Consider the following 26,391-nt stretch of genomic DNA (forward strand, 5'->3'; position numbering starts at 1 on the left):
CCTCTTTTTGCGCACAATCTTGATGAAGAATAACATGTAAATGAATTAAGCTGCTGGTGGGTACCCGTTATATAGAACAGTCATGATCGTAAACCATCCGAAAACGAGTACAGTTGCAATTGCAAAGCCGCCTGCGAAAAAGTTCTTTTCACGAAGTGTTCTAAGCGTAGCAAATACAGCTAACAGAGTGACTAGTGCAAAAATAATAACAAGGCCCATACAATATCCTCCTCTGTCTACCCATTCCTAAATATGAGTTTTTAGAATATTAACTCTTTTATATTGTACATGTTTTAAAAATGATTGTCGAGATAGCATCCTTTCTTTTCCTAAGAGAAAAAAATGTTGTATCATTGAAAGTAAGTTTAATAATTGGAGGAGATTTTCATATGAAATGGATACAAATGCCGTTAGGCCCATTACAAACAAATGCTTATATTTTAACGAATGAGCAAAATGAGTGTATTATCTTTGATCCTGGTCACGAAGGAGAGAAGCTCGTTACATATTTACAAGAAGAACAATTAAAGCCACTGGCTGTTTTATTAACACATGCTCACTTTGATCATATTGGCGCTGTTGATGCGGTAAGAGACGCTTTTCATATTCCTGTGTATGTACATAAAGAAGAAGCAGATTGGTTAGGCGATGCAACTGTAAATGGTTCTCAAATTTTTATGATGAATCGCAGTATTACAGCAAAACCAGCAGATCATATTATTGATGCAGAAGGTGCATTAGCAATTGGCTCATTTAATTTTGAAATTTTTGAAACGCCAGGACATTCTCCAGGTAGTATTTCTTATTACTGTAAAGAGGCGAGTGCTATATTTTCTGGAGATGTATTGTTCCAAATGAGTATCGGAAGAACAGATTTACCTGGTGGAAGTTTTGCTGAATTGATTGGAAGTATTGAAGAGAAATTATTTGTATTACCTGATGAAACAGCGGTGCTATGTGGACATGGTCCAGAAACAAGCATTGGTTTTGAAAAAGAAAATAATCCATTTTTACAGTAAGGAGCTAGTATGGAGATGGAGCTCATTTTAAAAGAATGGATGGAAAAAGAAAAGGATTATTCAATTTCATACAGTACATATATGAACCTCGCATTATATGCAGAGGAACATGGATATTATATGAAAGAACGTGAAAAAATCGGAAGACAAGGGGATTTTTTTACAAGTAGCAATGTATCCTCTGTGTTTGCAAAAACTTTTGCTAAGTTTTTTATTCGTCTTGTTGAAAATGGTGAAGTTGCTCCACAAATTTGTGAGATTGGTGGGGGAACAGGGAAGTTTGCCTATGATGTTTTACAAGAATGGAAACAATTATCACCGGAAACCTTTATTGATTTAAACTATTCAATGATTGAAATGAGCCCTTTTCATAGAAAATTACAGCAGAAAAATCTTTGTTCGTTTTATAATGTGTCATATTATACGTCGCATAGTGAAATGGGAGAATCGTTCGAAGGAATTATTTTTTCGAATGAGTTATTTGATGCATTTCCTGTTGAGGTAATTGAGAAGAGAAATGGAATATTGTATGAAGTACGTGTTACGTATACAGGGGAAGGGAAACTTGCAGAAGTATGTAGACCGTTACATAAAAGCATTGGTCGATACTTATTGAAATATAATATTCATCTTGCTGAAGGTCAGCGTTTTGAAGTGCCGATTGCGATGGAAAAATATATAAAAGAAATGGCGAAATGGTTTCAACGAGGTGTATGTATTACAGTTGATTATGGATATACAAAAGAAGAATGGATGCATCCTGCACATCAGGAAGGAAGTTTACGAGGATATTACGATCATAAGTTAATCCGTAATCCTTTAGCGCATCCAGGTGAAATGGATCTTACTACTCATATTCATTGGGACGAGCTGAAAGAGATGTTTAGCCTGCAAGGTATGCATACAGTATGGCATAAGAAGCAATCTGAGTTTTTGTTAGCTGCAGGAATATTAGATCAGCTTACGGGTCACCAAGATAGAAATCCTTTTTCTGAAACTCAAAAACAAAATCGTGCAGTTCGTTCTATGATTTTGAGCGGAGGATTAGGGAGTGCGTTTGATGTTGTGATACATACGAAAGATATGCAACAGTTACACTTGGATCGGTATTTGAAAATATAAAAAACAAGACACAGCATATTTCTGTGTCTTGTTTTTTAATACGACTTATGTAGCATCATATATTTCCTCTCATGATATATATTTATATTAAAGATATGAGATGAAAAATATAGAATACGTCCTTTTTCTCTGTTTATGAGTCCCTAACCCAATAATACGCGAACGAGTTGAATAATTGTCTCGTTTTCTACTTTGTAATAAATTTCCAATCCTTTTCTTTCACTTGAAACGATTTTAGCACTTTTTAACTTTGCTAAATGCTGTGAAATTGTAGATTGTGGCATGTTTAAGCCAGTGTACATTGTTGAAACGTTGCTTGGACCACGTTCAATTAATCCCTTTACAATACATAAGCGAACAGGATGAGCAAGTACTTTCAATAATTCTGCATTGCTTTCATATAGTTCAATTTCTTTTTGAAAGGTTTCTAACATGTTCTTTTCCACCTCCGTGTGAGCTGTTATACCATACTATACATACCAAAAAATTAAAGAAAAGAAAACAGTTGTTGCAGAAAAAAAGTCCTAAAGTAAAGAAATTGTAAGAAAAGAGACCCTGATGTAAATAAAGTAGATGATTTAGCACGGTTTTGTAAAATGACAATTTTGGGTGAAAATTTAGATGCGTTTTAAAAATTGAAAGATATAGATATATTTGTAACACAATCTTACCATGATTTTCTTATTCTTTCAAATGAATATACAAAATTTTTAAAATAATATGACAAAGGAATTATAATGATATATATAGAATATAAAACAGGTTAAAAGAAAAGAAGCTGAATGTAGTCAGCTTCTTGATGATGAAAACGAAATGTTTGAATATAGCTGATAAATCTTAGAATTACCAAGACATTAGTTATGTATTCTAGCGTCACCTTGTATCAATTTTAAAAATCTGTGATTCCATATATTTTCATAAAAACCAATTGTCTCTTTTGCGGACATAAATGGATTATTTAATGTAGAGGTTGCTTTCTGTACCATGAAGTTTTCGTATCCTAGTCCATGAGCGAATTTAATCGTAGCATCCATACAGTACTCTGTTTGGGCACCACAAAATTCAATACGATGTACAGATAATTGATCTAAAATCTCTTTTAAGTTTGTTTTATAAAATGAATTTGCATGTGTCTTTCTTACAAAAAAATCTTGTTCTTGAACATCTAGATCAGCATGAATAGCCCAAAGTTCTTTTTCGGGTACTAAATCATCATCACAATGTTGAACGAAAAGAATTGGTTTATTTGATTTTCTGTATGAAGAAATTCTGTTATTTACTTTTGTAAGTAAGTTTTGTAAATCAAATAAATGTTCTTCGCTATAACATACTCCGTTTTGTAGATCGATAACGATTAAAACATCTGCACAAGTATCCATTATTTTTGCCCCTTTTTTACTTCTTAATATATCAATTAATTCATTACTTGGAAATAGATGGTGCTCTTTCGTTTTTTTATGAACTATACGAAAAGTAAAATATACGCAACAGCATAAAAAGAAGATATGATAAATTAATTTCATATCTTCTTTTCTCTTTATGCATTTACAGGTTCTTCTATATAAGAAAGGGCATTTTCAAAATCGGATATTAAATCGTCAACATTTTCAAGGCCGACGGATAACCGAAGTAATGAATTAGAAATCCCTCTTTCATCGCGAGCTTCTTGCGATAGTGCTGCATGTGACATTTTAGCTGGGTAGGAAAGAATCGATTCGACAGCCCCTAAACTAACTGCAAAGACGGGTAATTTTACTTTTGATAAAAATTGGCGGAGTGCGTCTTCTGATTGTAAAGTGAAAGATAGGACAGCTCCGGCTGATGTAGCTTGAGATTGTTGAATATCAAATCCAAGGTGTGTTTGTAAGCCAGGATAATAGACATTTTTAACTTTAGCGTGCTCTTGTAAATAATGTGCAATTTTATTGGCGTTAGCAGCTGAATGCTCAAGACGTACATGTAATGTTTTTAGCCCGCGAAGTACGAGAGAACAATCTTGAGGACCTAAAATAGCACCGAATGCATTTTGTAAAAATCCAAGTTTTTGAGCGAGTTCGGCATCTTTTACAACTGCTAATCCGGCAGTAACATCACTATGACCAGCAATGAATTTTGTGGCACTATGAAGAACGACATCGGCGCCAAGATCAAGTGGCTTCTGGAATAGTGGTGTCAAAAATGTATTATCAACAAAAGTAAGGGCGTCAATAGATTTTGCAAGTTGAGAAACAGCACGAATATCTGTCACTTTTAAAAGTGGATTAGAGGGTGTTTCCACATAAAAGAGTTTTGTATTTGGCTTAATGTTTTGCTTTATTTCTTCTAAATTGGTCATATCAACAAATGTATGTGAAACACCGTAACGGGAGAGAACTTCAGTTATAATTCGATAAGTGCCTCCATATACGTCTTCTGAAATGAGTATGTGATCACCTTGTGAAAGAAGGAGGAATGCAGTAGAAATCGCTGCAATTCCTGATGCGAAGGCAAATCCTTTTGTTCCGCCTTCTAATAAAGCAATGATATCTTCAAGAGCTTCACGAGTTGGATTACCAGAGCGGCTATAGTCATATTTTCCGAACGTATCTACATCAAACTGGTGGAATGTTGATGTATTATAGATGGGAACGTTAACAGCTCCTGTTTGCGAGTCATGTTTATATTGGTTGTGCAGTAAGAGTGTATCAATAGAATAACTCATATTCTTACACCTTCTTTTACAAGTTTAATGGCTTGCTTTAAGTCTTGAATTAAATCGTTACTATTTTCAATGCCAACGGAAAATCGAAGAAGACGATTGCATACACCGTTTGCCGTTCTGATTTCTTCAGGAATATCAGCGTGCGTTTGCGTTGCTGGATAGGTCATTAAACTTTCAACACCACCAAGACTTTCAGCGAATGTAATTAAGGATAAAGATTGTAAGAATGGATTAATCCACGTTTCATCTTTCAGACGAAATGAGATCATGCCGCCTCTTCCAGGATAAAATACATCTGTCACCCCGTCTTCATCATTTAAATAAGCGACAACTGCTTTTGCATTTTCTTCATGTTGTCTCATACGAAGCGCTAACGTTTTCATACCACGAATTAATAGCCATGAGTCAAATGGGCTTAAGACTGCACCAGAGGCATTATGGTAATGAGCGATTTCCTCACAAAGTTCCTTTCCTTTTGCAACGACAAGACCGCTTAGTACATCGTTATGTCCCCCTAAATATTTCGTTGCGCTATGAAGTACAATGTCGGCACCTTCTGTTAATGGCTGCTGTATATAAGGCGTATAGAATGTGTTGTCTACAATAAGAAGTAGTCCGTGTCTTTTCGCTACAGTTGCGACAGCGGCAATATCAGTAACTTGCATTAATGGATTAGTTGGGGTTTCTATGAAAATAGCTTTCGTTTCAGTTGTGATAGCTTTCTCAATTTGTTTAATAGATTGTGTATTTACGTATCTACATCGAACATTCCACTTTTTTTCTTGCTCAGAAAATAATCGATAAGTGCCTCCGTATAAATCTTCAGATACAATAAGTTCGTCTCCGGAACGGAATAGGGAAAGGACGAGGAAAACAGCTGCCATCCCTGAACTACAGGCATAACCTTGTTCACCGTATTCTAAATCTGCGATTGCCTGTTCTAACAGGCCGCGAGTTGGATTTCCAGTTCGTGAATAGTCAAATCCAGTAGACTTACCAATTCCTTCGTGACGATAAGCAGTTGAAAAATAAACAGGCGGATTAACAGTTCCTGTTGTAGTTTCGCTCCGGTTTCCGATTTGTGCTAGTTTTGTTTCAATAGTTGACATATAAAAATTCCTCCTTTTTAAATTAACAATTAAGTGAATGTAAAGTGAAACTTTAATCAGTGAGGGATTCATCCCCACTGATTATCAGCCCTCACCAATCGGGCTTTTACGGGCAGATGATTCCCACCTAACTTCTTTGTTCTAGCTGAATTTTGAGTTGGGAATCTTACTGCCCTCAAATAGCGGGGTAAAATAAAAAAAGCCTTCTAAGAAGAAGGCTTTCGATTTGAATAGAGTCTTCTTCTCATCTGTCAAATCTTTCACAATTTGCTGGAATTAGCACCTTATTAACAAATGTTAATGGTTGCTGAGGCGTCATAGGGCCAGTCCCTCTACCTCTCTAGATAAGAATGTTCGTATGAAATTTTATTATGTTTTTAACTTTACAACAAAAGATAATTGAATTGCAACTTTATTTTAAATAATTTTTATTTTTCCGCAAGTGTCATTGACTTTTGCATTTGTGCGTGCTAAATTTATTAAAAAATTAACAAACATTGTTAAAAGGGGAACGCATTTCCTTTTAGCTACATAAATAAAATAATAAAGACAAACTCTTATTGAGAGCGGTGGAGGGAAAGGCCCTGTGAAACCCGGCAACCTTCAAACGAAATGTTTGAAACGGTGCTAATACCTGCAAAACGATTGTTTTGCATAATAAGAGGAGGAACGATTATGTCCCCCTCTTCAAAGTGAAGAGGGGGTTTTTATATTGATAGAAATGAGGGAGAATTGTGAAATTACTAGATTTATTATCAAAAGGAATTGTAATAGGTGATGGTGCGGTTGGGACGTTATTACATTCACATGGTTTGCAAAGTAGTTTTGAAGAATTGAACATATCTGATCCAGATTTAATTATATCGATTCATAAGCAATATGTAGCTGCTGGGGCAGATGTGATTCAAACAAATACGTACGGAGCAAATGAAGCAAAATTACGTATGTATGGTTTAGAAAATCAAGTTACTGAAATTAATAGAGCGGCGGTAAAATTGGCGAAAGCATCTGTTACAGATAGAAATGCAATTTTAGGAACAATTGGCGGTATGAAACATATCGGAGCTGTTACAACGACTGATATAGAAAGAGAATTTATGCTACTTGAGCAGGCAAGTGCATTACTAGAAGAACAGGTTGATGGACTGTTATTAGAGACTTTCTATGATGAGTTTGAATTACTTCATGCTGTTCAGGTGTTACGAAAACAAACGAATATTCCAATTGTAGCTCAATTAGCGTTACATGAGGCAGGTACGACTCAAAATGGAAATGATGTAAATGAAATATTAAAACAGCTTTTAGATTATGGTGCAAATGTCGTTGGATTGAACTGCCAACTAGGACCACTTCATATGACGGAAGCTTTTAAAATGATATCGATTCCGCAAAATGGCTACTTGTCAGCATATCCAAATGCAGGTCTCCCTAATTATGTGGAGGGACGTTACGTATATGAGGGAAGTCCAGCTTATTTCGAAGCGATGACGCCGAAGTTTATTGAGCAAGGTATTCGGTTATTAGGTGGTTGTTGTGGCACGACTCCAGAACATATTGAAAGTATGAAACGTGCAATTGCAAATATTACGCCTGTAATAGAAAAGGATACGGTTCAAAGACCGAAAGTAGTTCATACACACGAGAAACGTTCGAAAGCTCATGTCACATTAGCAGAGAAAGCAAAAAAACAAACGACAGTAGTAGTGGAATTAGATCCACCGAAAACGTTAGATACGCAGCGATTTTTTGAAGGCGCAAGAGTATTGAAAAGAGTTGGGGCAGATGCTATTACTCTAGCAGATAATTCATTAGCATCGCCTCGCATCTCGAATATGGCAATGGGGGCATTATTAACGAAGCATGATATTCCAGTATTGACGCATTTAACGTGTAGAGACCATAACGTCATCGGACTACAATCTCATTTACTAGGCTTATCAGCGTTAGGTATGGAAGAAGTGTTAGCTTTAACTGGTGATCCAGCACGCGTCGGTGATTTTCCAGGTGCCACTTCTGTATATGATTTGTCCTCTATTGAGCTCATTAAAATGATTAAAGAAATGAACGATGGGCGCTCGATTTTAGGGAAATCAATAGGTCCAGCAACACGGTTTTCAGTGGGAGGTGCGTTTAATCCGCATGTAAGACATTTAAAAGCAGCGGTTAAGCGAATGGAACGGAAAATAGAAGCTGGAGCCGAATATTTTTTAACCCAGCCAATTTATGATATCGCGTTAATTGAAGAAGTGTATGAAGCGACAAAGCATTTGGAACAACCTATTTTTATTGGGATTATGCCGCTAATAAGTAAAAGGAATGCAGATTTCCTTCATTTTGAGGTGCCAGGAATTACGCTACCTGAAGGAATAAGGGAGAGAATGGATGGACATGAAACGAAAGAGGCAGCAATTGAGGAAGGGATTCGCATTTCGCAAGAATTGATCGATGCGGCGATGAAATATTTTAACGGCATTTATCTCATTACACCATTTCTAAAATATGAAATTACAGAACACCTTGTTAAATATGTGAGAGAAAAGCAAGAAGTGAAAGAAGGTATTAACTGATGAAATGTATAGAAGAAAAATTACAAAATAACATCTTACTATTAGATGGTGCAATGGGAACAATGATCCAGCAAGAGGACTTAACTGCGGAAGATTTCGGAGGAGAAGAGTACGAAGGGTGTAATGAATATTTAGTAGAAACAAGGCCTGATGTCATTTTAAAGATTCATAAAGCTTATATTGAAGCTGGAGCGGATATTATTGAAACAAATACATTTGGGGCGACAAATATTGTATTAAGTGATTATGCGTTGTCTCATTTAGACGAGGAACTAAATGAGAAGGCAGCACGTTTAGCGGGGCAAGCGGTCAAAGAAAGCGGGAAGGAAGTATATGTTGCGGGAGCGATGGGGCCGACAACGAAAGCGATTAGTGTTACTGGTGGTGTGACATTTGAAGAATTAATTGAAGCCTATACGCGGCAAGCAAGAGGATTATTGAATGGAGAAGTAGATGTATTACTCGTTGAGACGAGTCAAGATATGCGTAACGTGAAGGCTGCTTATATTGGAATTCAAGCAGCTTTTGACGAACTAAATAAGGTAGTACCTATCATGATTTCGGGAACGATTGAACCGATGGGAACGACTTTGGCTGGGCAAACAATTGAGGCTTTTTACTTATCGATAGAGCATATGAAGCCATTATCTGTTGGATTAAACTGTGCGACTGGTCCGGAGTTTATGAGAGACCATATTCGTTCACTATCTGATTTGTCGGAGTGTTACATTTCTTGTTATCCAAATGCAGGTCTTCCTGATGAAGATGGACATTATCATGAATCTCCATCTTCTCTCGCCGAAAAAGTAAAGCGATTTGCTGAAGAAGGATGGATTAATATTATCGGTGGTTGTTGTGGTACAACACCAGAACATATAAAAGCAATGAAATCTGTGTTAGCTTCTCTTAAGCCGCGTGAACACCACGAAAGAACTGGACACGGGGTTAGTGGATTAGAGGCACTTCAATATGATGACTCTATGAGACCGTTATTTGTTGGTGAAAGAACAAATGTTATTGGATCACGTAAATTTAAACGATTAGTAGCAGCAGGGAAATTTGAAGAGGCTGCTGAAGTCGCAAGAGCGCAAGTGAAGAAAAATGCTCATATTATTGATATTTGTATGGCAGATCCTGATCGCGACGAAATAGAAGATATGGAAAACTTCTTGGCAGAAGTTACGAAAGTATTAAAAGTACCGATTATGATTGATTCAACAGATGAAAATGTGATGGAGCGAGCTCTTACTTATATTCAAGGAAAAGCTGTTATTAATTCAATTAATTTAGAAGATGGAGAAGAACGGTTTAAAAAAGTGACACCGCTTCTTCAAAAATATGGTGCTGCAATTGTAGTGGGAACAATCGATGAAGACGGTATGGCAGTAAGTGCGGATAGAAAACTCGAAATTGCGAAAAGAAGTTACGAGTTATTGACGACGAAATATGGTATACGCCCGTCAGATATTATTTTTGATGCACTCGTATTTCCTGTAGGTACAGGTGATGAAGAATATATTGGCTCGGCGGCCGCGACGATAGAAGGGATTCGCCTTATTAAAGAAGCGTTACCAGAGTGTTTAACGATTTTAGGTGTAAGTAACATATCATTTGGTTTACCACCAGCTGGCCGCGAAGTATTAAATTCCGTCTTTTTATATCATGCAACGAAAGCAGGATTAGATTACGCGATTGTGAATACGGAAAAATTAGAACGGTATGCGTCAATTCCAGAGGAAGAAAAACGTCTTGCAGATGCATTGCTTTTTGAAACGACGCAAGAGACGTTAGAAAAATTTACGAATTTTTATCGCGCGGCAAAAAAGAAAGATGTTGTTATCCAAGAAACATTAACTCTTGATGAAAGGCTAGCAAATTACATTGTAGAAGGTACGAAACAAGGATTACAAGAAGATTTAAGCCTTGCACTTACAGAAGGAAGAAAACCTTTGGATATTATTAATGGTCCACTTATGACAGGAATGGATGAGGTGGGACGATTATTTAATAATAATGAGCTTATCGTTGCTGAAGTATTGCAAAGTGCTGAAAGTATGAAAGCTGCTGTAAGTTATTTAGAGCCACATATGGAATCTAGTGATAGTGCGAAAAAAGGGAAAGTGTTATTAGCAACTGTTAAAGGTGACGTACATGATATTGGGAAAAACCTCGTTGAAATTATTTTATCGAATAATGGATATGAGATTATTAATTTAGGAATCAATGTTCGCTCGGATCGAATTGTACAAGAAGTACAAGAAAAAAAGCCTGACATTATCGGTCTTTCTGGTTTATTAGTAAAATCAGCGCAACAAATGGTAACGACTGCTGAAGATTTAAAAGCAGCAAATATTGATGTTCCAATCGTTGTAGGCGGGGCAGCGTTAACGAGAAAGTTTACAGATAACCGTATTTCACCGTCATATAAAGGGCTCGTATGCTATGCGAGTGATGCGATGACTGGTCTTGATATTATTAATAAGCTTCAAAAGGAAGAAGAGCGTGAGAAGATGAAACAAGATAAAAAAGAGCGTCATCTTCATATCGTAGAAAAAGAGGAGAAGAAAGTAGAGATTCCAGCAGTAATTGAGCCATTAGCGAAGGCAGAGGTTATAGTGCCTGATTCAACAAAGCGAATTGTATTACGTGATATTCCAGCCCTTCATCTCGCTCCATTTTTAAATAGGCAGATGTTACTTGGACATCACCTTGGATTAAAAGGAAGTGTGAAGAAGCTTCTGCGAGAGGGAGATAAAAGAGCACACGAATTAAATGATTTAATAGACGAATTATTGCAGGAAGGACAATCTTGGTTAAAACCGAAAGCAGTGTATCAATTTTTCCCAGCGCAAAGCGACGGACAAAATATTGTTATATATGATCCAGAAGATCATACGCGTGTTATAGAGCGTTTTACATTCCCAAGACAAGGAAAAGCGCCATATCGTACTTTAGGTGATTATTTACGACCAGTTGGAGATGAAATGGACCATGTTGCTTTCCTATCTGTTACGGTTGGGGAAAGTGTTCGGGACATTGCTGAGGAGTGGAAGGCGAAGGGTGATTATTTACGTAGCCATGCGATCCAATCGTTAGCGCTTGAATTAGCAGAAGGACTTGCTGAAAAAACACATATGCTTATCCGTGACCGCTGGGGCATTCCGGACTCACCTGAACTGACGATGGAAGAACGTTTCCGTACGAAATATAGAGGGATACGCGTGTCCTTCGGTTATCCAGCATGTCCAGAACTTGCAGATCAAGAAAAATTATTCCGCCTTATTCATCCAGAAGAAATAGGTATTTCATTAACGGAAGGATTTATGATGGAGCCAGAAGCATCTGTAACGGCTATGGTATTTTCTCACCCTGAGGCAAGATATTTTAGTGTATTATAGTGTAGAAGGGGGAGACGTATGAAGAAAATAGTCTTTACAGGTGGCGGTTCGGCAGGGCATGTAACACCTAATTTAGCCATCATTCCACATTTACAAGAACAAAATTGGGATATTTCTTATATTGGTTCTCATCAAGGAATTGAGAAAACGATTATAGAAAAGGAAGGCATTCCGTATCATAGTATTGCAAGCGGAAAGCTACGCCGTTATTTTGATTTAAAAAATATAAAAGATCCTTTTCTTGTGATGAAGGGTGTCATGGATGCGTATGTAAGGATTCGAAAACTAAAACCGGATGTGATTTTTTCAAAAGGTGGTTTCGTATCTGTACCAGTCGTAATTGGAGGATGGCTAAACAGAGTCCCTGTTTTATTACATGAATCTGATATGACGCCAGGACTAGCAAATAAAATTGCGCTCCGTTTTGCTTCGAAAATATTTGTTACATTTGAAGAAGCTGCGAAACATTTACCGAAAGAAAAAGTAATTTATACAGGATCTCCTGTACGTGAAGAAGTGCTAAAGGGAAATAGGGAAAAGGGTTTAGCATTTTTAGGTTTTTCACGTAAAAAGCCAGTTATTACCATTATGGGAGGAAGTTTGGGCGCAAAGAAAATTAATGAAACGGTTCGAGAAGCGTTACCAGAACTTCTGAAAAAGTATCAAATTGTTCATCTTTGCGGAAAAGGTAATCTTGATGAAAGTTTACAAAATAAAGAAGGATATAGACAATTTGAATATGTACATGGAGAACTGCCAGACATATTAGCGATAACAGATTTTGTTATTTCACGTGCGGGCTCTAATGCGATTTTTGAGTTTTTAACATTGCAAAAGCCGATGCTTTTAATTCCGCTATCGAAATTTGCAAGTCGTGGAGATCAAATACTAAATGCGGAGTCTTTTGAGAGACAAGGATATGCTTCCGTATTGTATGAAGAAGATGTGACTGTGAACTCTCTTATAAAGCATGTTGAAGAATTAAATCAAAATAATGAGACGTATAAAACAGCACTAAAAAAATATAATGGAAAAGAAGCAATTCAAACAATCATTCAACATATTTCAGAGGCATGATGAAACAATCATGTCTTTTTTAATAGGATGAAAGATTCCAAGGATTAATATTTTTATGTTACAATAATGAATGGATTAGTAGGGAAATTCCAATTAATGAAGCGTGAAAATACGAATGGATTAGGAGTGACTGTGTTGGAGCTAAGTCTCTATGAAAATACTGCACTTATTATATGCTTTGTGTTGTACGTTGGTAGTGTTATTGTTTATATTTCAAGGAAGTTTTCGCAAGAAAGAGAGCTTGAAAAATCAGAAATAACAGCTGAACTAGAAATGTTAGCTGATGAAAGTTATAAAAAACAAAAAATAAAAGAAGACCATGAGGCATCCCATCATTTAAACGCAAATAAGTTTTAAAGATGGGGATTTTTTTTGAAGTTGTTCTTTATTATGTTAATAGCAAGTAACGCTAAAAGGAGTTTCCCGTACATAAAAAAGGAGTATATATAAATGAATTTTTATATCGCCTCAGGATTCCAAAATAAACATCTTGTACGTTCCATAGCAAATGAACTAGAACATGCAGGATGGCACCATACATATGATTGGACTAAAAACGAAAGAGCAGTGAATCAGGAACACTTAAGAGAAATTGGTCAGGCAGAAAAGAATGCTATTAAAGAAACGGATGTATTTTTACTTATATTAGATGGCGGAAACGGGAGCCATACAGAGTTTGGAATGGCGATTGCGTTAGAGAAAAAGATATATGTATATCATGAAAGAAATCCGCTCCAAACAACGTTCTATCATTTGCCAGAAATAAATATTTTTGAAGGAGATGCAGCTGAATTTGCATCTTATGTTGTGAATCATGTGAAATAACTACCTAAAAGGTTATAAAAGTGATCTTTTGGGTACAGTGATGATAAGAAACGTATATAAAGGAGTACATAATATGAAATTAGAAAATGGATGGGAAACGAGCTTTTTAGAAGTCGTACAAAATAGTGAATTTAAGAAAGATGCACTGCTTAGTCAATTGCTTTGTGAGGATAGTGAAGAAGTTGAGGAGCTTGTTGATGATTATGGCTATGAAGAAATCATTAACCGCGAACATGATGATGAATTAGCTGATATTGTAGGAGAAGAACTTTTTAGTGAGATGGAACGATACGTATTCTTATCTTCACAGTCAGAAGAAAAACTTATTTCATTCGTAAATGGATTAGGTTTTCACGTGTTAGATTGGATCGTTCTTCTTGAAACAGAATTTGGTATTGATAGTGCACACTTTACGTCAGACGCTGTGAAAATGTTAGAAAAGCGCTTTAGACAATTTCCATACATAGAGGATAAGACAATTTTTAATATGACATTTGGAGAAGCAATGGATCTGTTAGAGTCCATTACAGGATTACAACTGAAAGAAAAGATGAACGTATAATGTAAAAAAAAGAACGTGATAGCCTCACGTTCTTTTTTTACATTATAATAATTTTGTCATCTAGTTTTGTTTGTCCGCTAAGAAGTGCGTTTAAATATTCCACTTTTCTTATACAGGCTTGTATATGTCTTTCAACCTCTTGTAATTCTGCTTGTTGATGTGTTTCAATCGGATGAATTTGTACGTTGAATTTTTCAAATTGACTACTATATGTTATTTCTGCATAGCCGCTCATAATATCCATTTTGTTATGAAATAAAAATTGCTTCGTTTTATCACAGAATGATACATCTTGAAATCCATATACTTTTAATGCTTCAATTACTTTTTTAATCATGTTTGTATTCATTTTTTTACCCTCTTTACGAAGTTCTACTTATATATTATAACATAAAAAATTACATAGAAAGCGCTTCCAAGTGTATTTTATTATAAACTTTACGTTTCAATCACAAAAATGAAACAAAGAAAAAATAATTGTAAAGAAGGGAGGACTCTTTTATTGTTTCGTCATATATATAGAGAAATAGTGCAATGAAAGGAAATTTTCCGAGGTGGAGATCGTATTTCCAATTTGAGCGCAGTAAAAGAGGTGAAAATCTTGAACTTTGATATTGTAGGACAAAAAGCATATATAAAAGATGGACCGCATCGGAACCGAATTGGAATTGTAAAGAAATGCGAGACAAAATTAGAATCGCAGTTTGCTATTGCAATTGGAGAACAAATCATTGATGTAGAGCTAAAGGATATCGTGTTAGTTGGAGTAGATGTAGGACAATTTCATAAATGGTGCGAACAAAATGGTTATTTGTGAAAAGGACGGGCTGTGAGATAAAGAGGAAGATGAAAAGAACTAAAAAAGGACGCTAATGTTAGCGTCCTTTTCATTATGAAGCAATTTCACCAGTTTTTGTATCATCTTGATTGTACGTATCTTGATCTAATTCACCAAGCCATTTACTAGAAATAAGACCTGCTGTCATAGAACCACTTACGTTAAGAGCTGTACGACCCATATCGATTAATGGTTCTACTGAGATAACAAGAGCGACAATACCGATTGGTAAGTTCATTGTAGATAGTACGATTAACGCTGCGAACGTTGCACCGCCACCAACACCGGCAACACCGAATGAGCTAATTGCAACGACAGCGATTAAAGTTAAAATAAATTGTGGTTGTAATGGATCGATTCCTACAGTTGGAGCGACCATCATTGCAAGCATTGCTGGATAAATACCTGCGCAACCGTTTTGCCCGATAGATACTCCAAATGATGCTGCGAAGTTGGCAATCCCTTCGGAAATACCAAGCTTTTCTTTTTGCGCTTCAATATTTAATGGCATTGCACCAGCACTAGAGCGAGATGTGAATGCAAATGTTAATACAGGGAATACCTTTTTTAAATATTGAATTGGATTTAAACCAGATAGAGCAATTAATAATAAGTGGATAACGAACATTACGATAAGTGCTACATAAGACGCTAACACGAAGTTACCAAGTTTTAAAATAGCATTAATATCGCTACCAGCAACTGTTTTTGCCATAAGAGCTAATACGCCGTATGGAGTAAGACGTAAAATTAATGTTACCATACGCATTACGATTGCATAGACAGCATCAAGCATTTTCTTAAATAGTTCTGCTTGTTCTGGATATTTTCGTTTTACACCGATAAAGGCGATACCGATAAAGGCTGCAAATATTACAACAGAAATTGTTGATGTTGGACGAGCACCTGTTAAATCAAGAAACGGATTTGTAGGCAATAGCTCTAATAATTTATCTGGAATTGTTGTTTTTTCAATAGAAGTAAATCTTTCTTCAACTAGCTTCAGACGAGCAGATTCTGCATCACCTTGTTGTAGGCCTGTTGCTGATACATCAAATCCTGCACTTGCAGCGATACCGACAGCTGCAGCGATTCCTGTAGTAAGAATTAAAATTCCGATAATAAGACCACTAATTTTACCAAGGTTTTTCGTTAACTGTAATTTTGTAAATGCTGAAATAATAGATACTAAAATAAGTGGCATAACGATCATTTGAAGTAATTTCACATAACCGTTACCGATTAAGCCAAACCAAGTATTCGATTCAATAATTACTTTAGAAGTTGGTTCATAAATAAATTGTAATATAAGACCGAATATAATTCCGACTCCTAAAGCAGTAAATACACGTTTATTAAAAGATACATGCTTACGTTGCATATAATATAATACGCCAACTAAGATGAGCATGATTGCAACGTTAATTCCGACAAGCAGTGTATTCATGTTGATTCCCCCTAATTCCAATCTGTTATATAGAATATAAGTTAATAAAACCTATAAGTCAACTAGGAAATTGCGGAATTAAAAAAAAGATGGCAAAATGCCATCTTTAATGTCCAGCCCCAGGGACATGTAAGAAAGTCGTGTAGTATGTAAATCCTATGAAGAAAACAGTTAAATATGCCCCGAATACGTATATATACATACGCTCTGTTAATTTTAAATAGCTTAAAAGTACGAAGAAACCTGTTTGTCCTAAAAATAGTAGTGCAGCCTCTTGCATATCCCCTACGTAAAACATAACCGAGAAAATTCCAGTCCAAAAGCCGAGAACGCGAAACATGCGCTCCATGCCATCTCCCTCCTTTTCTAAAAAAGTAAACCTCATCTCATTATAGTTTATTTTTCTTACTATTGTAAATATTCGTTCATATAAAAAGAAGCCATTTATAAATGGCTTCTTTTTATATGAGAAATTATATTGTTAGCTTATAATTACAAGATTTACATCCATCTAGTAGACTATCATTTCGTGTTAATTCCGTGTTAGGGAATAGGATTTCAAAAATCCCTTTCATCATATCTCCGTGCATATTACAAATCTCAGTTGGATGATGAACAGCAACTTCTTTAAATGGACAATTGTGTACATCATAGAAAATTTTCGTTCCATCTGGACTTAATTCAAATGCAGGTGATAAACCAGCTGTTGAGAATGCTTCTTTTGCAATTTGGACTTTTTGCTCTACTGTTAAAGCGTCTTCATTCACATGTAAACGCTGCATATGTTGTTGCATTAATTCGGCCCCGAATTGTTTTCCTGTTTCGTATAGCGCTTTTTCACCAGCAGCGCCAAGGCTAAGTAAAGAATTAAACGCTATTCTTGCTAACAATTGATAATCACGGAATGGAAATTGCAATTGGATTACATCTTCAGATAACACATATAATCTGCTTGGTCTTCCACCTTTTCCAGTTTTCTTCGTTTCAGATTTCAGCATATGAACATCTTCTAATTTAGATAAATGCAAACGAGCTACGTTTGGATGAATGTCAAACTCATCTGCAATTTCTTGTACAGTTACGTAACTATGTTTTTGAGAAATATATTTATAAATGTAATAACGAGTTGGGTCAGCTAAAACACCTGTAATTTTTAAAGCTTGTTCCATGAGGATCTCCACCTTTATCACTTTATCCAAGATAATAACATTATAATACAGATAAACTTCCATATAGGTAATTTCAGACAATAATTCGGAAATTGTTCATAATTTCACAAACATATTTTTCCTTTTTTCTCTAGTGAAAATACAAAAGTGCTGATTTTTCTTATGAATTTTTTCATGCTATATACATAGTGGGGAGGGAAAAATGATGAATGGAATTGAAAGCTTTGCGAATAGGATTTTGAAAGAGGCGTGTAGGGTACAAGCTTCGGATTTACATATTGTGCCCCGGAAGAAGGATGTAGTGGTTCAACTGCGTATAGGAAAAGATTTAATGACGAAACACCGTATCGAAAAAGAATTTGGAGAAAAACTTGTTTCACACTTTAAATTTTTAGCATCGATGGATATAGGGGAGAGGCGGAAACCACAAAATGGTTCATTGTATTTACAAATGGATGGACAAGAAGTGTATTTGCGCCTTTCCACGCTTCCAACCGTATATCAAGAAAGTCTCGTTATTCGTCTTCATTTACAAGCATCTATTCAGCCGTTATCTCATCTTTCGTTATTTCCAAGTACAGCGAAGAAACTACTTTCTTTTTTGCATTATTCGCATGGGTTACTCGTCTTTACGGGACCGACTGGTTGAGTACTTAGGGACAACGTTATATAATTGTCTTTAGGAAGGTGATTATATTGCTATTTAACAACGAGAATATAAAACATGTCGCAGTATATTTACGATTAAGTCGTGATGAAGAGAATCAAGGAATTGAACAAGTACTAGCTAATCACCGTCAAACATTGATTAGCCTATGCAATGAAAATAAATGGTCATATGAGTTATTTGAAGAAGTGGCTTCAAGTAGCACCATTATAAATAGAGAACAAATGGTTAAACTTTTAGAACGAGTGGAAAAGAATTATTATGACGCTGTAGTTGTAATGGACGTTGATAGACTTTCAAGAAACGAGTTTGATGCTAGTCTGATAAAGAGAATACTTTTGGAAACAGAAACTTATATAGTCACACCGTATCGAATGTATGATCTTACTAAAGATGATGACAGTTTATTATTAGGGATCACTAATCTTATTGCTAGTGGAGAATACAAGCAAATATTAAAACGTATGAGAAGAGGGAAAGAATACGCCCAAAAACAAGGACATTGGACAAATGGGATAGCACCGTTAGGTTATACTAAAGATACAAAAACTAAAAAGCTTGTTCCTAATGAACGTGCTAAAGATATTCAATTTGTTTTTTCTGAAATTATTAAAGGTACAACCATACCCTCACTTATTAGACAATTAAATAACATGGGAATAAAAACAAGGCAGGGTTACGATTTTAAATACAATAGCATTGTACGGATAGTAAATAATGAAGCTTATAAAGGAACTATAGCAAGTAACAAAACTATTGGTCAGTATAAGTCTAGACCTAAAGAAGAATGGATAGTGGTTCATAATGTACATCCAGCCATAGTTGACGAAGCTACATGGGATGCAGCCAATAAAATCGTGAATGAGTATTCATTTAAAGCACCGAGAAGTAAAAACAGAATATACCCTACAAGTAACCTTATATACTGTGCGAACTGTGGAAAGGTGCAAGGTTGTAATAATCATAAACGTCTTAATAAGATTTATATCAAACATTGTAAGTGCGGTAACAGAAGCTTTTATTACAATCCTGTATTGGCTATGATTAAAAAAGAGGTATTAGGGTATAAAGAACATATTCTAAATGCACTAGAAACGTTTGAAGAAAGTAAACAGGAAGACAATATTCAATATAGAAAAGAAAAGCTATTAAGCCAATTGAACAAGTCCAAGAGGGCTTTAGACAAAATCAATATCTTGTTTGAAGAAGATGAAATAGATATTATCACTTACAGGGAAAGGAAAGCTAAAAGGCAAGAAGAAATAAAGCTGATTGAAGAACAAATGGAGGCACTAGAAAGAGAAGATAAAGCTACTAAGGTAGAAACCTTGAAGGAACAAATAAAGTCAATTGAAAAGCTGGTAGGTAAGTGGGAGTTGTTGGACGGTGAAGGATACTCTGATGAACAGGTGAACCGTCTGTTACATGGCTTAATTAGTGGGATATTATGGTCTTTTAAGAAGGATGCAGAATCACCAACATTAACTATAATTTACAACGAGGAATAATCAGTAATGGTTATTCTTTTTTATTTTCCATGTCCTAAATCATTCTCATTTTGCAAGTAGGGAATTGTAAGGTTCAGAAATTGAACCACTAAACTTGTAGAAAAGGAATGATTTAAAATGACAAACACTGTAACAAAGATTAAAGGAACGGAAATTATTTGTAAAGGGAATGTTGAAGGTAACTTTGAACAAGTACCAATGCAATTATTAGATTATATTCAGTTAGGATTGATTACTCATACTGATTTAGTCGTATATGTGAAGCTATTACAACTATATAATCATAATGAAGGCTATGCTTTTCCTACAATTGCACAGTTAAGGGTTTATACTCGGATTGGAAGTAAAGACACTATTGATAAAAGCCTAGATAGATTGGGTGACGCTGGGTTAATAAAAACAGGCAAAAGCCCTAAGTTTCCTAAGAAAAACATTTACTATGTGTATATGCCATTAGAACGTGACGAATTATATAAACGTGTTCCTGACAAAGTTGAACAGTTTAAAAAATTTGAATCTAAGCTGGTGAAAACAGCTGAACATGACAAAGAACGCTACCAGCAACATCAACTAGATAAACGGGCACAGGAACAACAAGAACAGCAAATTCAAGCAAAACAAGTTGTTCCTAAAGAGAAAACAATACCTTATGATGAAATGGAGAATCTTTCACTTAAAGAATTAAAAATGTTACTGAAAGAACGTGGTGAAATGTGATAGTACAAATTATGTACCTCAAAGTCACAAGAATAGGGATTAAGAAGTTCAAATAATGAACCTCAGTAGTTCAATAATTGTACTTGAGATAGTTCGGATTATGAACGTTATACATACTTACTTTAAACAAACTTATATAATCAAACTTAAATATATTCTCTAAAAGAATACTATGAAAAGAATAAAAGAAATCTGTTAAAAGAATGAAGTAAAGAAAGTATTAACGTTCATTATTTGAACCACGCACAATATATATTCTTTGTCAACTGTAGATAAAATAAGGGTTTTTTCCATATTTAGCTTGTTCATAATTGTGCAATTGTCATATTTTTCACTTCCATGTCCTTTTTATTCAGCCACTTACAAATAGTTTTTCTGCACAACAGAACAGTCAAAATAAAAAGACGATCAGTGTTAACTGTTCGCCTTAACCTCTTTTATACGTAATCCTCTTTTGTCAATTTCTCTATACAAAATACTCTTTCCTACACCAGTACGCTTTTCAATTTCTTTAATAGTAAATTGTTTGGATTCCCATAACTCTATCGCTTGTTCAACTTGTCCTTTTGGTTTCCCTTTACGTCCTAGCTTTATTCCCTTTACTTTAGCTAGTTTAATTCCAGCAGTACGTTTTTCAGCCAATAATTCACGTTCATTTTCAGCTAGTGCGGAAAGTATTGTGAGAAATAGTTTTCCGTTTCTGTGTGTAGCCTCAATGCCTAATTCAATTATATATAGCGTAATGCCTCTTTCTTGCAGTTCTTCAACTAGCTTTAATAGTTCCACTGTATTACGTCCTAAACGATCTACACGAGTTATTATAAGCCTGTCACCTTCTTTTAGTTCCTTTAATAGCTTATCTAGTTCAGGACGCTTTAAAGTAGCACCAGTAAATTTTTCTGCCACGATTTTATCACATTTATATCCTTTTAACATTTCTAGTTGAGTGTCTAAACTTTGTTCTTTAGTCGAAACCCTTGCATATCCGTAAATAGTCATTTTATGTATTCCTCTTTTCTTTTCTATGTCTCTAATCTTAGCTTATAATTTAGGGAATGAAAATAGGGAATTTATAAACCTAGTAAAACCAACACTTTTTCTTTATTCCCGTTTTGCCTACTTTTAGGGAACTATCACACTATTAAAAGATCATAAATGATTGCCTTATATAGTCCCCTTGTATAATATGCCCTATTCCTCACATAGCCCCATAATAAAGGTTTGAAAAAGTATTTCTTACCACTTTCTCCCTAATAAGTTTATAATGGTAAATGGCATCTAAGAGGAGGAGGAGAAAAAATGAATGCTATGGAAGTACAAGGCTTGCAGATAGCTGTTGAAATTTTTGAAAAGAAGTGTATGCAATTAGTAAGACATAGAAATCCTAACATTTATTTGAAATCTAATGCTGAATTGTTTAGCGATTGGTTTGAAGATGGGTTAAATGACTATACAATCCAAAAACTTGGGGCTAACGCACACCCTGACTTAATAGTTAATGGTGTTGGAATCGAATTAAAATCATTAAAGACAAATTCTCAAATTCAGTTCAATTCCACTATTCCATGTGGTGGTTTTCGTCATGGTAATATCTCAGGTGAATGTTATTATGCAGTAGCACGTTATACTACTGAAAGAAATTATGGATACTTAGAGGACTTTACAATCTGTGATGGGGACTTTTTTAACCACGATAGGGAGAAAGCCTTTAGCCATCATAATGAACAAGTAAAAGGATTTGGCGATTTTGGTGATGGTGTATGTCGTCATAGAAAGATGTACTCTTTTCCAAGTCCATTAAGATCAGTACGAGGTGTGTCCTTAATTTCTAAGTTCTCTAATGCTACTGATTATAATAGCAATCTAGTATTGGAAGAAACTGTTGCTAGGGAAAACACTCAAGGTGAAGAATTTATTTTTTATGTATATCGCCATAATGTGTTGGTGTAATTATTTCTAAAATTATTGACTTTCCTAAGATTTTTGGTACATTTATATTATATAAAATATTAGTACCAAGAACGAGGGTGTGAACTATGAAAAAGACTCAACTTATATCTTTATCACAACCTAAACATAGGGAACTGCTTAATAAAATTGAAATATTGGCAGATAAAGAAAATAGACCATTATCAGATGCAATACTGGAATTACTTAACATTGGCTACAGTGATTATATAAATAGATCAGTTAAAGAATCTACCCCATTCTCTGTAGTATCACTATTCGCTGGTGCTGGTGGACTTGATACAGGGTTAGAAATGGCTGGATTCAAGACTATTTGGGCTAACGAGGTTGACAAAGACGCTTGTGAAACATATATGGCTAACCACCCTGAAACTTATGTAGAACGTGGTGATGTTCGTAATGTTAAGTCATTTCCTAAGGCTGATATGGTTGTTGGTGGATATCCGTGTCAAGGATTCTCTTTAGCTGGAAATAGACTCATCACTGATGAACGTAATTTCTTATATCGTGAGTTTGTTCGTGCTTTACGCACTTCCAATCCAAAGTTCTTCATAGCTGAAAATGTAAAGGGTATGGTCACTATGGGTGGTGGTCGTATTATTGAAGCTATGGTAGAGGACTTTAGAAGTCAGGGCTATGAAGTAACTTACCATTTAGTTAATGCTAAAGATTACGGTGTGCCTCAGGATAGAGAAAGAGTATTTATTATTGGTGTTCGCCAAGATATTAGCCAAGACTTTAAATATTTATTACCACATCCAACTCATGGTAAAGGGTTAGATTCAGAAAAACCATATGTCACTTTAAAAGACGCTATTGGACATCTGAAGACTAATGAGATTGGTGAGATTTATGAGAGTGGTTTTTCCTCACGTTTCTTAAGTCGTAACAGAAAACGTGCATGGAATGAGGTTAGTTTCACTATACAGGCTAGTGGTCGTCACGCACCATTACACCCAAGTGGTGAACCAATGATTAAGCTAGGAACTGATGAATGGATTTTACCTGAAACGTCTGAACACAGAAGGTTATCAGCGGTTGAATGTGCCTTAATTCAGACCTTCCCAGCTGATTATATTTGGAAAGGTAATCTGGGGAATATTTACAAACAAATAGGTAATGCTGTTCCTTGTTTATTGGCAAAAGCGATTTCCAAACCGATAGCTGACTTCCTAACAGAATATTATGATATTGGAAATAGCGGTGATGAGTTTGATCAAGTAATATAATAGGTGGTGGCCAAAAATGAATGAATTCAATAAGGCGTTAGATAATGCAATTTCTGCATGGGCTAAATTAAGTGAGGAATGGGAAAAAATTGAGGTAACTCATTCTGATAAACTTGCTGAAAAATATCCTTTTGAAAAGGACTTTAGCGAAATTGTTTTTGATTTACTGGAATGGAAAAACGAAATAAACAAATAGTTATCATTAGACTTCTTTCGCGGAAGTCTTTTTTTATTGTTTTTACTAGTTGATTAAAAAACAAAGTAAGTGAAGGTAAGTGAAGGTAAGTGAAGGTAAGTGAAAGTAATTGAAAGTAAGTGTAGGTGAGTGAAAGTAAGTGTAACTTAATAATTTATCATTTTAAATAATATATGTCAACAAAATATTTACTTTGTCTTGGGAGTCTGTTAAATTTACTAGTGAACTAAAGGGAAAGGGTGTGGATTTATGGTTAATTGTAATTTAGACAAAGAGGATCAACAGAAATTTGATGAACTAATGAAGAAATTTATTAGAAAATCAATTGGTAAATTTAGAAAGGCTGATCTTGTCAGGTTATGCATTAGATTCACTTGGGAAAATTTCGATAAAATAAAGCAATTAAAATCAGAAATTACTAGATTAAATGAAATAATAATCAAACAACAAAAAGAACTAAATGAAAAGAATAACAAGATTGAAAAAGCCCTGCAAAGTCTTCAATAGTAAGAATACACGACACCATACCCAACTATACCATATAGTACCACTGTCAATAGTAAACACATTGCTGGGCGATGTGAATCGCTAAGTGGAGACTATGTAGACTTAGCCAACGTAATAGGTATACTACATACAGCAAGGCATAGCGAGAGGTTGAGGTGCAAGACAATGAGGATAACCGCACTGATAGTAGTTAGGACGCAAGGGCATGGACTGAGTGAACCAATAGCAAGCGAATGATGAAAATGAAATAGAAATGAGAAAGAACAAAGTGAATGAATCCAAAAACACAAACGAGAAGAATGAGGGTTGAAAAGGCGTGGCGAGGACGTTATACGATGCTAAGTTGCTAGGGGGTAGTGGGTAGCATGGGTGGGGAAGGTGCTTATATATGTGCTTCTCCATCCTGCACTATATACACCATATTTTTCAAACTATTCCATGCACAATCGTTATAACTAGTTCCCTATAAGTGATTTTAAGGTGATTTAGAGTTTACTTTATGGACAATCCCCTTGCTAATCGTCTTGTACAGCATTCATATAGATGACCGTCCTTACAGTTTTTTGCTATTGTGGATAGACCGTTTTTAAAAATATAATCTTGCGGAATTTTTCGAAACTTATTTAGGGAGGTACAGCTACAATGATTAAGAAAATGGTAGCAGATGAGATTTTGGTATCTATGTATAAAATGGACGATACTGAGAAGCTTGAATTGTTAAAGGTATTATCAGAAAAGCATTTTGACGGTAGAAAATCAGTTGAAGAAATTCGACATCGAAACTACATCGAGATGTCTGGGGAAGAGGAAGAAGATAACCACATCGACTCAAGAACAATAGGGAATGTAAGTACAGCCACAATGGCTTACATTGAGGGGTATCTACAACGTAAACTTACAGATGAAGAAATTGTAATCATGAAGTTAGCTTATGATTGGGGTCACTTTGCTGGGGAAAAACGTGGAATGAAACAAGTTTTAAAAAATGATGTGGATTGAGGACTTCGAGGACTATTAAAATAGAATTGCAAATTTATCTTTAAGTGATGTCCTAAAATCCGTCCTGATTGCAAGTACCTAAATGTAAGGTGTTACCTTGCTAAAATAATTAACGAAAAGGACGGATGAAAAATGAATTATTCAAAGTTTGCTAATCTAAGCCCAGAAACTATTGTAAAGGACAAAAAGTTAAGTAAAGAACTTTATGAATACTGTATGAATCGTGTGTAAGTATTAGAACGAGTAAAGGCTATATTACTGTTTCCTAGTGAAGAAGTGGCAAATACACAACAGGTGGCATGGTTCTATAGGGGTGATAAAAATTTGTTTATAAAGTTGTTCATAGACATCTTGACGAATTAAATTGTGATGGCTATACAAATGTTTTTTTTCAAGACGTGCAATTTTACGAATGGACATGTTATTAGATGATAATGAAATAGCAAATGAAGTTATGACGCAATTATTGAAAAGTTAAGTAATGACAAAGGGTATCGTTTAAAACGGTATCCTTTTTTAATGGCAAAACGAGGACAGGGTATTAAATTAACCCCTTTCTCTTACATTTTTGTATTTTCTGTTTTCGTATCACATTAGCTAATACAGTACATTGTTTATCTAAATAAAGTTTGTTAGGTTCACTTTTCATAGTTCGAAACTTGTCATTGGTGATCACTTTTCTCCAATAAGTTGAACCATCTGTAAAAGTAACTTTACCGTTTTTTAATATGGGTTTCTGATAGAGATAAATCCTCTTATTGCTAGT

26 protein-coding genes, 1 pseudogene and 2 riboswitches are annotated in these 26,391 nt (G+C 35.2%); of the genes and pseudogenes, 17 read left to right on the forward strand and 10 right to left on the reverse strand.

All coding sequences use genetic code 11. From position 1 onward, the window contains the following. Nucleotides 1-45: 45 nt before the first annotated feature. Complete coding sequence (locus ACTFOB_RS16960; RefSeq protein ID WP_000524846.1) at nt 46-219, reverse strand: DUF2759 domain-containing protein; 174 nt, start codon at nt 217-219, stop codon at nt 46-48. 170 nt (nt 220-389) lie between these two features. Between ACTFOB_RS16960 and ACTFOB_RS16965 the strand changes: the two genes are divergently transcribed. Together ACTFOB_RS16965 and ACTFOB_RS16970 are read left to right on the forward strand one after the other, a co-directional pair. Then, nucleotides 390-1,019: an MBL fold metallo-hydrolase gene (locus tag ACTFOB_RS16965; RefSeq protein WP_440027686.1), complete on the forward strand. Its 630-nt coding sequence runs from the start codon at nt 390-392 to the stop codon at nt 1,017-1,019. Between the two features lie 9 nt (nt 1,020-1,028). Then, nucleotides 1,029-2,141, forward strand: a complete 1,113-nt coding sequence (locus tag ACTFOB_RS16970) for a class I SAM-dependent methyltransferase (RefSeq protein ID WP_440027688.1) — start codon at nt 1,029-1,031, stop codon at nt 2,139-2,141. Nucleotides 2,142-2,284: 143 nt separating this feature from the next. On the opposite strand, the gene ACTFOB_RS16975 is transcribed toward ACTFOB_RS16970, so the two are convergent. The 4 genes from ACTFOB_RS16975 to metI form a co-directional block, all read right to left on the reverse strand. Beyond that, nucleotides 2,285-2,575, reverse strand: coding sequence for an ArsR/SmtB family transcription factor (locus ACTFOB_RS16975; RefSeq protein ID WP_000894375.1), 291 nt, complete (start codon nt 2,573-2,575; stop codon nt 2,285-2,287). Nucleotides 2,576-2,995: 420 nt separating this feature from the next. Beyond that, nucleotides 2,996-3,520, reverse strand: a complete 525-nt coding sequence (locus tag ACTFOB_RS16980; protein ID WP_440027691.1) for a cysteine hydrolase family protein — start codon at nt 3,518-3,520, stop codon at nt 2,996-2,998. Between the two features lie 158 nt (nt 3,521-3,678). Beyond that, nucleotides 3,679-4,842, reverse strand: coding sequence for a cystathionine beta-lyase (metC, locus tag ACTFOB_RS16985; RefSeq protein WP_440027692.1), 1,164 nt, complete (start codon nt 4,840-4,842; stop codon nt 3,679-3,681). Next, complete coding sequence (metI, locus tag ACTFOB_RS16990; protein ID WP_440027694.1) at nt 4,839-5,951, reverse strand: cystathionine gamma-synthase/O-acetylhomoserine thiolyase; 1,113 nt, start codon at nt 5,949-5,951, stop codon at nt 4,839-4,841. The genes metC and metI overlap by 4 nt, the downstream gene beginning before the upstream one ends. Before the next feature lie 241 nt (nt 5,952-6,192). Further along, nucleotides 6,193-6,302, reverse strand: a riboswitch (SAM riboswitch). 203 nt (nt 6,303-6,505) lie between these two features. Continuing rightward, nucleotides 6,506-6,615: riboswitch (SAM riboswitch) on the forward strand. Between the two features lie 70 nt (nt 6,616-6,685). Between metI and ACTFOB_RS16995 the strand changes: the two genes are divergently transcribed. From ACTFOB_RS16995 to ACTFOB_RS17020, 6 genes are all read left to right on the forward strand, one after another. Beyond that, complete coding sequence (locus ACTFOB_RS16995) at nt 6,686-8,518, forward strand: bifunctional homocysteine S-methyltransferase/methylenetetrahydrofolate reductase (RefSeq protein ID WP_440027696.1); 1,833 nt, start codon at nt 6,686-6,688, stop codon at nt 8,516-8,518. After that, on the forward strand, nt 8,518-11,916 hold the full coding sequence (gene metH / locus ACTFOB_RS17000) for a methionine synthase (protein WP_440027698.1): 3,399 nt from the start codon (nt 8,518-8,520) through the stop codon (nt 11,914-11,916). Before ACTFOB_RS16995 ends, metH begins: the two co-directional genes overlap by 1 nt. A gap of 18 nt (nt 11,917-11,934) precedes the next feature. Beyond that, nucleotides 11,935-12,993, forward strand: a complete 1,059-nt coding sequence (gene murG / locus ACTFOB_RS17005; protein ID WP_440027700.1) for an undecaprenyldiphospho-muramoylpentapeptide beta-N-acetylglucosaminyltransferase — start codon at nt 11,935-11,937, stop codon at nt 12,991-12,993. A gap of 96 nt (nt 12,994-13,089) precedes the next feature. Further along, nucleotides 13,090-13,350 (forward strand): DUF3966 domain-containing protein, encoded by a 261-nt coding sequence (locus ACTFOB_RS17010; protein WP_000817964.1) that lies wholly within the window; start codon nt 13,090-13,092, stop codon nt 13,348-13,350. 93 nt (nt 13,351-13,443) lie between these two features. Further along, complete coding sequence (locus ACTFOB_RS17015) at nt 13,444-13,818, forward strand: nucleoside 2-deoxyribosyltransferase (protein WP_440027702.1); 375 nt, start codon at nt 13,444-13,446, stop codon at nt 13,816-13,818. A 73-nt stretch (nt 13,819-13,891) separates the two neighbouring features. Then, nucleotides 13,892-14,380: a hypothetical protein gene (locus ACTFOB_RS17020; protein ID WP_440027704.1), complete on the forward strand. Its 489-nt coding sequence runs from the start codon at nt 13,892-13,894 to the stop codon at nt 14,378-14,380. A gap of 37 nt (nt 14,381-14,417) precedes the next feature. Here the strand turns inward: ACTFOB_RS17020 and ACTFOB_RS17025 are convergent, their stop codons facing one another. Continuing rightward, entirely contained in the window at nt 14,418-14,729 is a 312-nt protein-coding gene (locus tag ACTFOB_RS17025; protein WP_440027705.1) for a hypothetical protein, read from the reverse strand. A 252-nt stretch (nt 14,730-14,981) separates the two neighbouring features. On the opposite strand from ACTFOB_RS17025, the gene ACTFOB_RS17030 reads away from it, so the two are divergent. Beyond that, nucleotides 14,982-15,197 carry a DUF3912 family protein gene (locus ACTFOB_RS17030; RefSeq protein WP_270734868.1) on the forward strand — a complete coding sequence of 72 codons (216 nt, stop codon included), beginning with the start codon at nt 14,982-14,984 and terminating at the stop codon, nt 15,195-15,197. Nucleotides 15,198-15,270: 73 nt separating this feature from the next. Here ACTFOB_RS17030 and ACTFOB_RS17035 read toward each other — a convergent pair whose 3' ends face one another. The 3 genes from ACTFOB_RS17035 to ACTFOB_RS17045 all read right to left on the reverse strand — a co-directional run bounded on the left by ACTFOB_RS17035 (nt 15,271) and on the right by ACTFOB_RS17045 (nt 17,834). Continuing rightward, the gene (locus ACTFOB_RS17035) at nt 15,271-16,665 is read right to left on the reverse strand and encodes an L-cystine transporter (protein WP_440027706.1); all 1,395 of its coding nucleotides are present in this window, start codon (nt 16,663-16,665) and stop codon (nt 15,271-15,273) included. A 106-nt stretch (nt 16,666-16,771) separates the two neighbouring features. Further along, complete coding sequence (locus ACTFOB_RS17040) at nt 16,772-17,014, reverse strand: DUF2626 domain-containing protein (protein ID WP_151633187.1); 243 nt, start codon at nt 17,012-17,014, stop codon at nt 16,772-16,774. Between the two features lie 124 nt (nt 17,015-17,138). Continuing rightward, a complete protein-coding gene (locus tag ACTFOB_RS17045; protein ID WP_440027708.1) occupies nt 17,139-17,834 on the reverse strand; it encodes a helix-turn-helix transcriptional regulator in 696 nt (231 codons plus the stop codon). A 205-nt stretch (nt 17,835-18,039) separates the two neighbouring features. Between ACTFOB_RS17045 and comGA the strand changes: the two are divergent. The 3 genes and pseudogenes from comGA to ACTFOB_RS17060 form a co-directional block, all read left to right on the forward strand. Next, a pseudogene (comGA, locus tag ACTFOB_RS17050) lies at nt 18,040-18,480 on the forward strand (competence protein ComGA); the annotation flags it as partial. Between the two features lie 50 nt (nt 18,481-18,530). Next, the gene (locus tag ACTFOB_RS17055; RefSeq protein ID WP_440027710.1) at nt 18,531-20,009 is read left to right on the forward strand and encodes a recombinase family protein; all 1,479 of its coding nucleotides are present in this window, start codon (nt 18,531-18,533) and stop codon (nt 20,007-20,009) included. A 117-nt stretch (nt 20,010-20,126) separates the two neighbouring features. Next, nucleotides 20,127-20,726 carry a helix-turn-helix domain-containing protein gene (locus ACTFOB_RS17060; RefSeq protein WP_440027711.1) on the forward strand — a complete coding sequence of 200 codons (600 nt, stop codon included), beginning with the start codon at nt 20,127-20,129 and terminating at the stop codon, nt 20,724-20,726. A gap of 414 nt (nt 20,727-21,140) precedes the next feature. Here ACTFOB_RS17060 and ACTFOB_RS17065 read toward each other — a convergent pair whose 3' ends face one another. Then, nucleotides 21,141-21,725: a recombinase family protein gene (locus ACTFOB_RS17065; protein WP_120459838.1), complete on the reverse strand. Its 585-nt coding sequence runs from the start codon at nt 21,723-21,725 to the stop codon at nt 21,141-21,143. Nucleotides 21,726-22,025: 300 nt separating this feature from the next. Here ACTFOB_RS17065 and ACTFOB_RS17070 point away from each other — a divergent pair, with 300 nt between their 5' ends. The 5 genes from ACTFOB_RS17070 (at nt 22,026) to ACTFOB_RS17090 (ending at nt 25,625) form a co-directional block, all read left to right on the forward strand. Continuing rightward, nucleotides 22,026-22,676 (forward strand): hypothetical protein, encoded by a 651-nt coding sequence (locus ACTFOB_RS17070; protein ID WP_120459839.1) that lies wholly within the window; start codon nt 22,026-22,028, stop codon nt 22,674-22,676. An 86-nt stretch (nt 22,677-22,762) separates the two neighbouring features. Beyond that, nucleotides 22,763-23,923 carry a DNA cytosine methyltransferase gene (locus tag ACTFOB_RS17075; RefSeq protein WP_340948772.1) on the forward strand — a complete coding sequence of 387 codons (1,161 nt, stop codon included), beginning with the start codon at nt 22,763-22,765 and terminating at the stop codon, nt 23,921-23,923. 16 nt (nt 23,924-23,939) lie between these two features. After that, nucleotides 23,940-24,119 carry a hypothetical protein gene (locus ACTFOB_RS17080; protein WP_120459841.1) on the forward strand — a complete coding sequence of 60 codons (180 nt, stop codon included), beginning with the start codon at nt 23,940-23,942 and terminating at the stop codon, nt 24,117-24,119. 249 nt (nt 24,120-24,368) lie between these two features. Continuing rightward, complete coding sequence (locus tag ACTFOB_RS17085; protein ID WP_120459842.1) at nt 24,369-24,626, forward strand: hypothetical protein; 258 nt, start codon at nt 24,369-24,371, stop codon at nt 24,624-24,626. A 642-nt stretch (nt 24,627-25,268) separates the two neighbouring features. Beyond that, nucleotides 25,269-25,625 (forward strand): hypothetical protein, encoded by a 357-nt coding sequence (locus ACTFOB_RS17090; RefSeq protein WP_440027714.1) that lies wholly within the window; start codon nt 25,269-25,271, stop codon nt 25,623-25,625. Nucleotides 25,626-26,391 lie beyond the last annotated feature (766 nt).

This window comes from Bacillus cereus group sp. MYBK79-1, assembly GCF_051915365.1.
Lineage (GTDB): Bacteria > Bacillota > Bacilli > Bacillales > Bacillaceae_G > Bacillus_A.

Coding starts and splice junctions, on each gene's coding strand:
- ACTFOB_RS17085 (WP_120459842.1), top strand. CDS start 24,369: ATGGTTAATTGTAATTTAGACAAAGAGGATCAACAGAAATTTGATGAA.
- ACTFOB_RS16980 (WP_440027691.1), bottom strand. CDS start 3,520: ATGGATACTTGTGCAGATGTTTTAATCGTTATCGATCTACAAAACGGA.
- ACTFOB_RS17020 (WP_440027704.1), top strand. CDS start 13,892: ATGAAATTAGAAAATGGATGGGAAACGAGCTTTTTAGAAGTCGTACAA.
- ACTFOB_RS17075 (WP_340948772.1), top strand. CDS start 22,763: ATGAAAAAGACTCAACTTATATCTTTATCACAACCTAAACATAGGGAA.
- ACTFOB_RS16970 (WP_440027688.1), top strand. CDS start 1,029: ATGGAGATGGAGCTCATTTTAAAAGAATGGATGGAAAAAGAAAAGGAT.
- ACTFOB_RS17045 (WP_440027708.1), bottom strand. CDS start 17,834: ATGGAACAAGCTTTAAAAATTACAGGTGTTTTAGCTGACCCAACTCGT.
- ACTFOB_RS17070 (WP_120459839.1), top strand. CDS start 22,026: ATGAATGCTATGGAAGTACAAGGCTTGCAGATAGCTGTTGAAATTTTT.
- ACTFOB_RS16960 (WP_000524846.1), bottom strand. CDS start 219: ATGGGCCTTGTTATTATTTTTGCACTAGTCACTCTGTTAGCTGTATTT.
- ACTFOB_RS17040 (WP_151633187.1), bottom strand. CDS start 17,014: ATGGAGCGCATGTTTCGCGTTCTCGGCTTTTGGACTGGAATTTTCTCG.
- ACTFOB_RS17090 (WP_440027714.1), top strand. CDS start 25,269: ATGATTAAGAAAATGGTAGCAGATGAGATTTTGGTATCTATGTATAAA.
- metH (WP_440027698.1), top strand. CDS start 8,518: ATGAAATGTATAGAAGAAAAATTACAAAATAACATCTTACTATTAGAT.
- metI (WP_440027694.1), bottom strand. CDS start 5,951: ATGTCAACTATTGAAACAAAACTAGCACAAATCGGAAACCGGAGCGAA.
- ACTFOB_RS16965 (WP_440027686.1), top strand. CDS start 390: ATGAAATGGATACAAATGCCGTTAGGCCCATTACAAACAAATGCTTAT.
- ACTFOB_RS17060 (WP_440027711.1), top strand. CDS start 20,127: ATGACAAACACTGTAACAAAGATTAAAGGAACGGAAATTATTTGTAAA.
- ACTFOB_RS16975 (WP_000894375.1), bottom strand. CDS start 2,575: ATGTTAGAAACCTTTCAAAAAGAAATTGAACTATATGAAAGCAATGCA.
- murG (WP_440027700.1), top strand. CDS start 11,935: ATGAAGAAAATAGTCTTTACAGGTGGCGGTTCGGCAGGGCATGTAACA.
- ACTFOB_RS17080 (WP_120459841.1), top strand. CDS start 23,940: ATGAATGAATTCAATAAGGCGTTAGATAATGCAATTTCTGCATGGGCT.
- ACTFOB_RS17025 (WP_440027705.1), bottom strand. CDS start 14,729: ATGAATACAAACATGATTAAAAAAGTAATTGAAGCATTAAAAGTATAT.
- ACTFOB_RS17015 (WP_440027702.1), top strand. CDS start 13,444: ATGAATTTTTATATCGCCTCAGGATTCCAAAATAAACATCTTGTACGT.
- ACTFOB_RS17010 (WP_000817964.1), top strand. CDS start 13,090: ATGAAGCGTGAAAATACGAATGGATTAGGAGTGACTGTGTTGGAGCTA.
- metC (WP_440027692.1), bottom strand. CDS start 4,842: ATGAGTTATTCTATTGATACACTCTTACTGCACAACCAATATAAACAT.
- ACTFOB_RS17035 (WP_440027706.1), bottom strand. CDS start 16,665: ATGAATACACTGCTTGTCGGAATTAACGTTGCAATCATGCTCATCTTA.
- ACTFOB_RS17065 (WP_120459838.1), bottom strand. CDS start 21,725: ATGACTATTTACGGATATGCAAGGGTTTCGACTAAAGAACAAAGTTTA.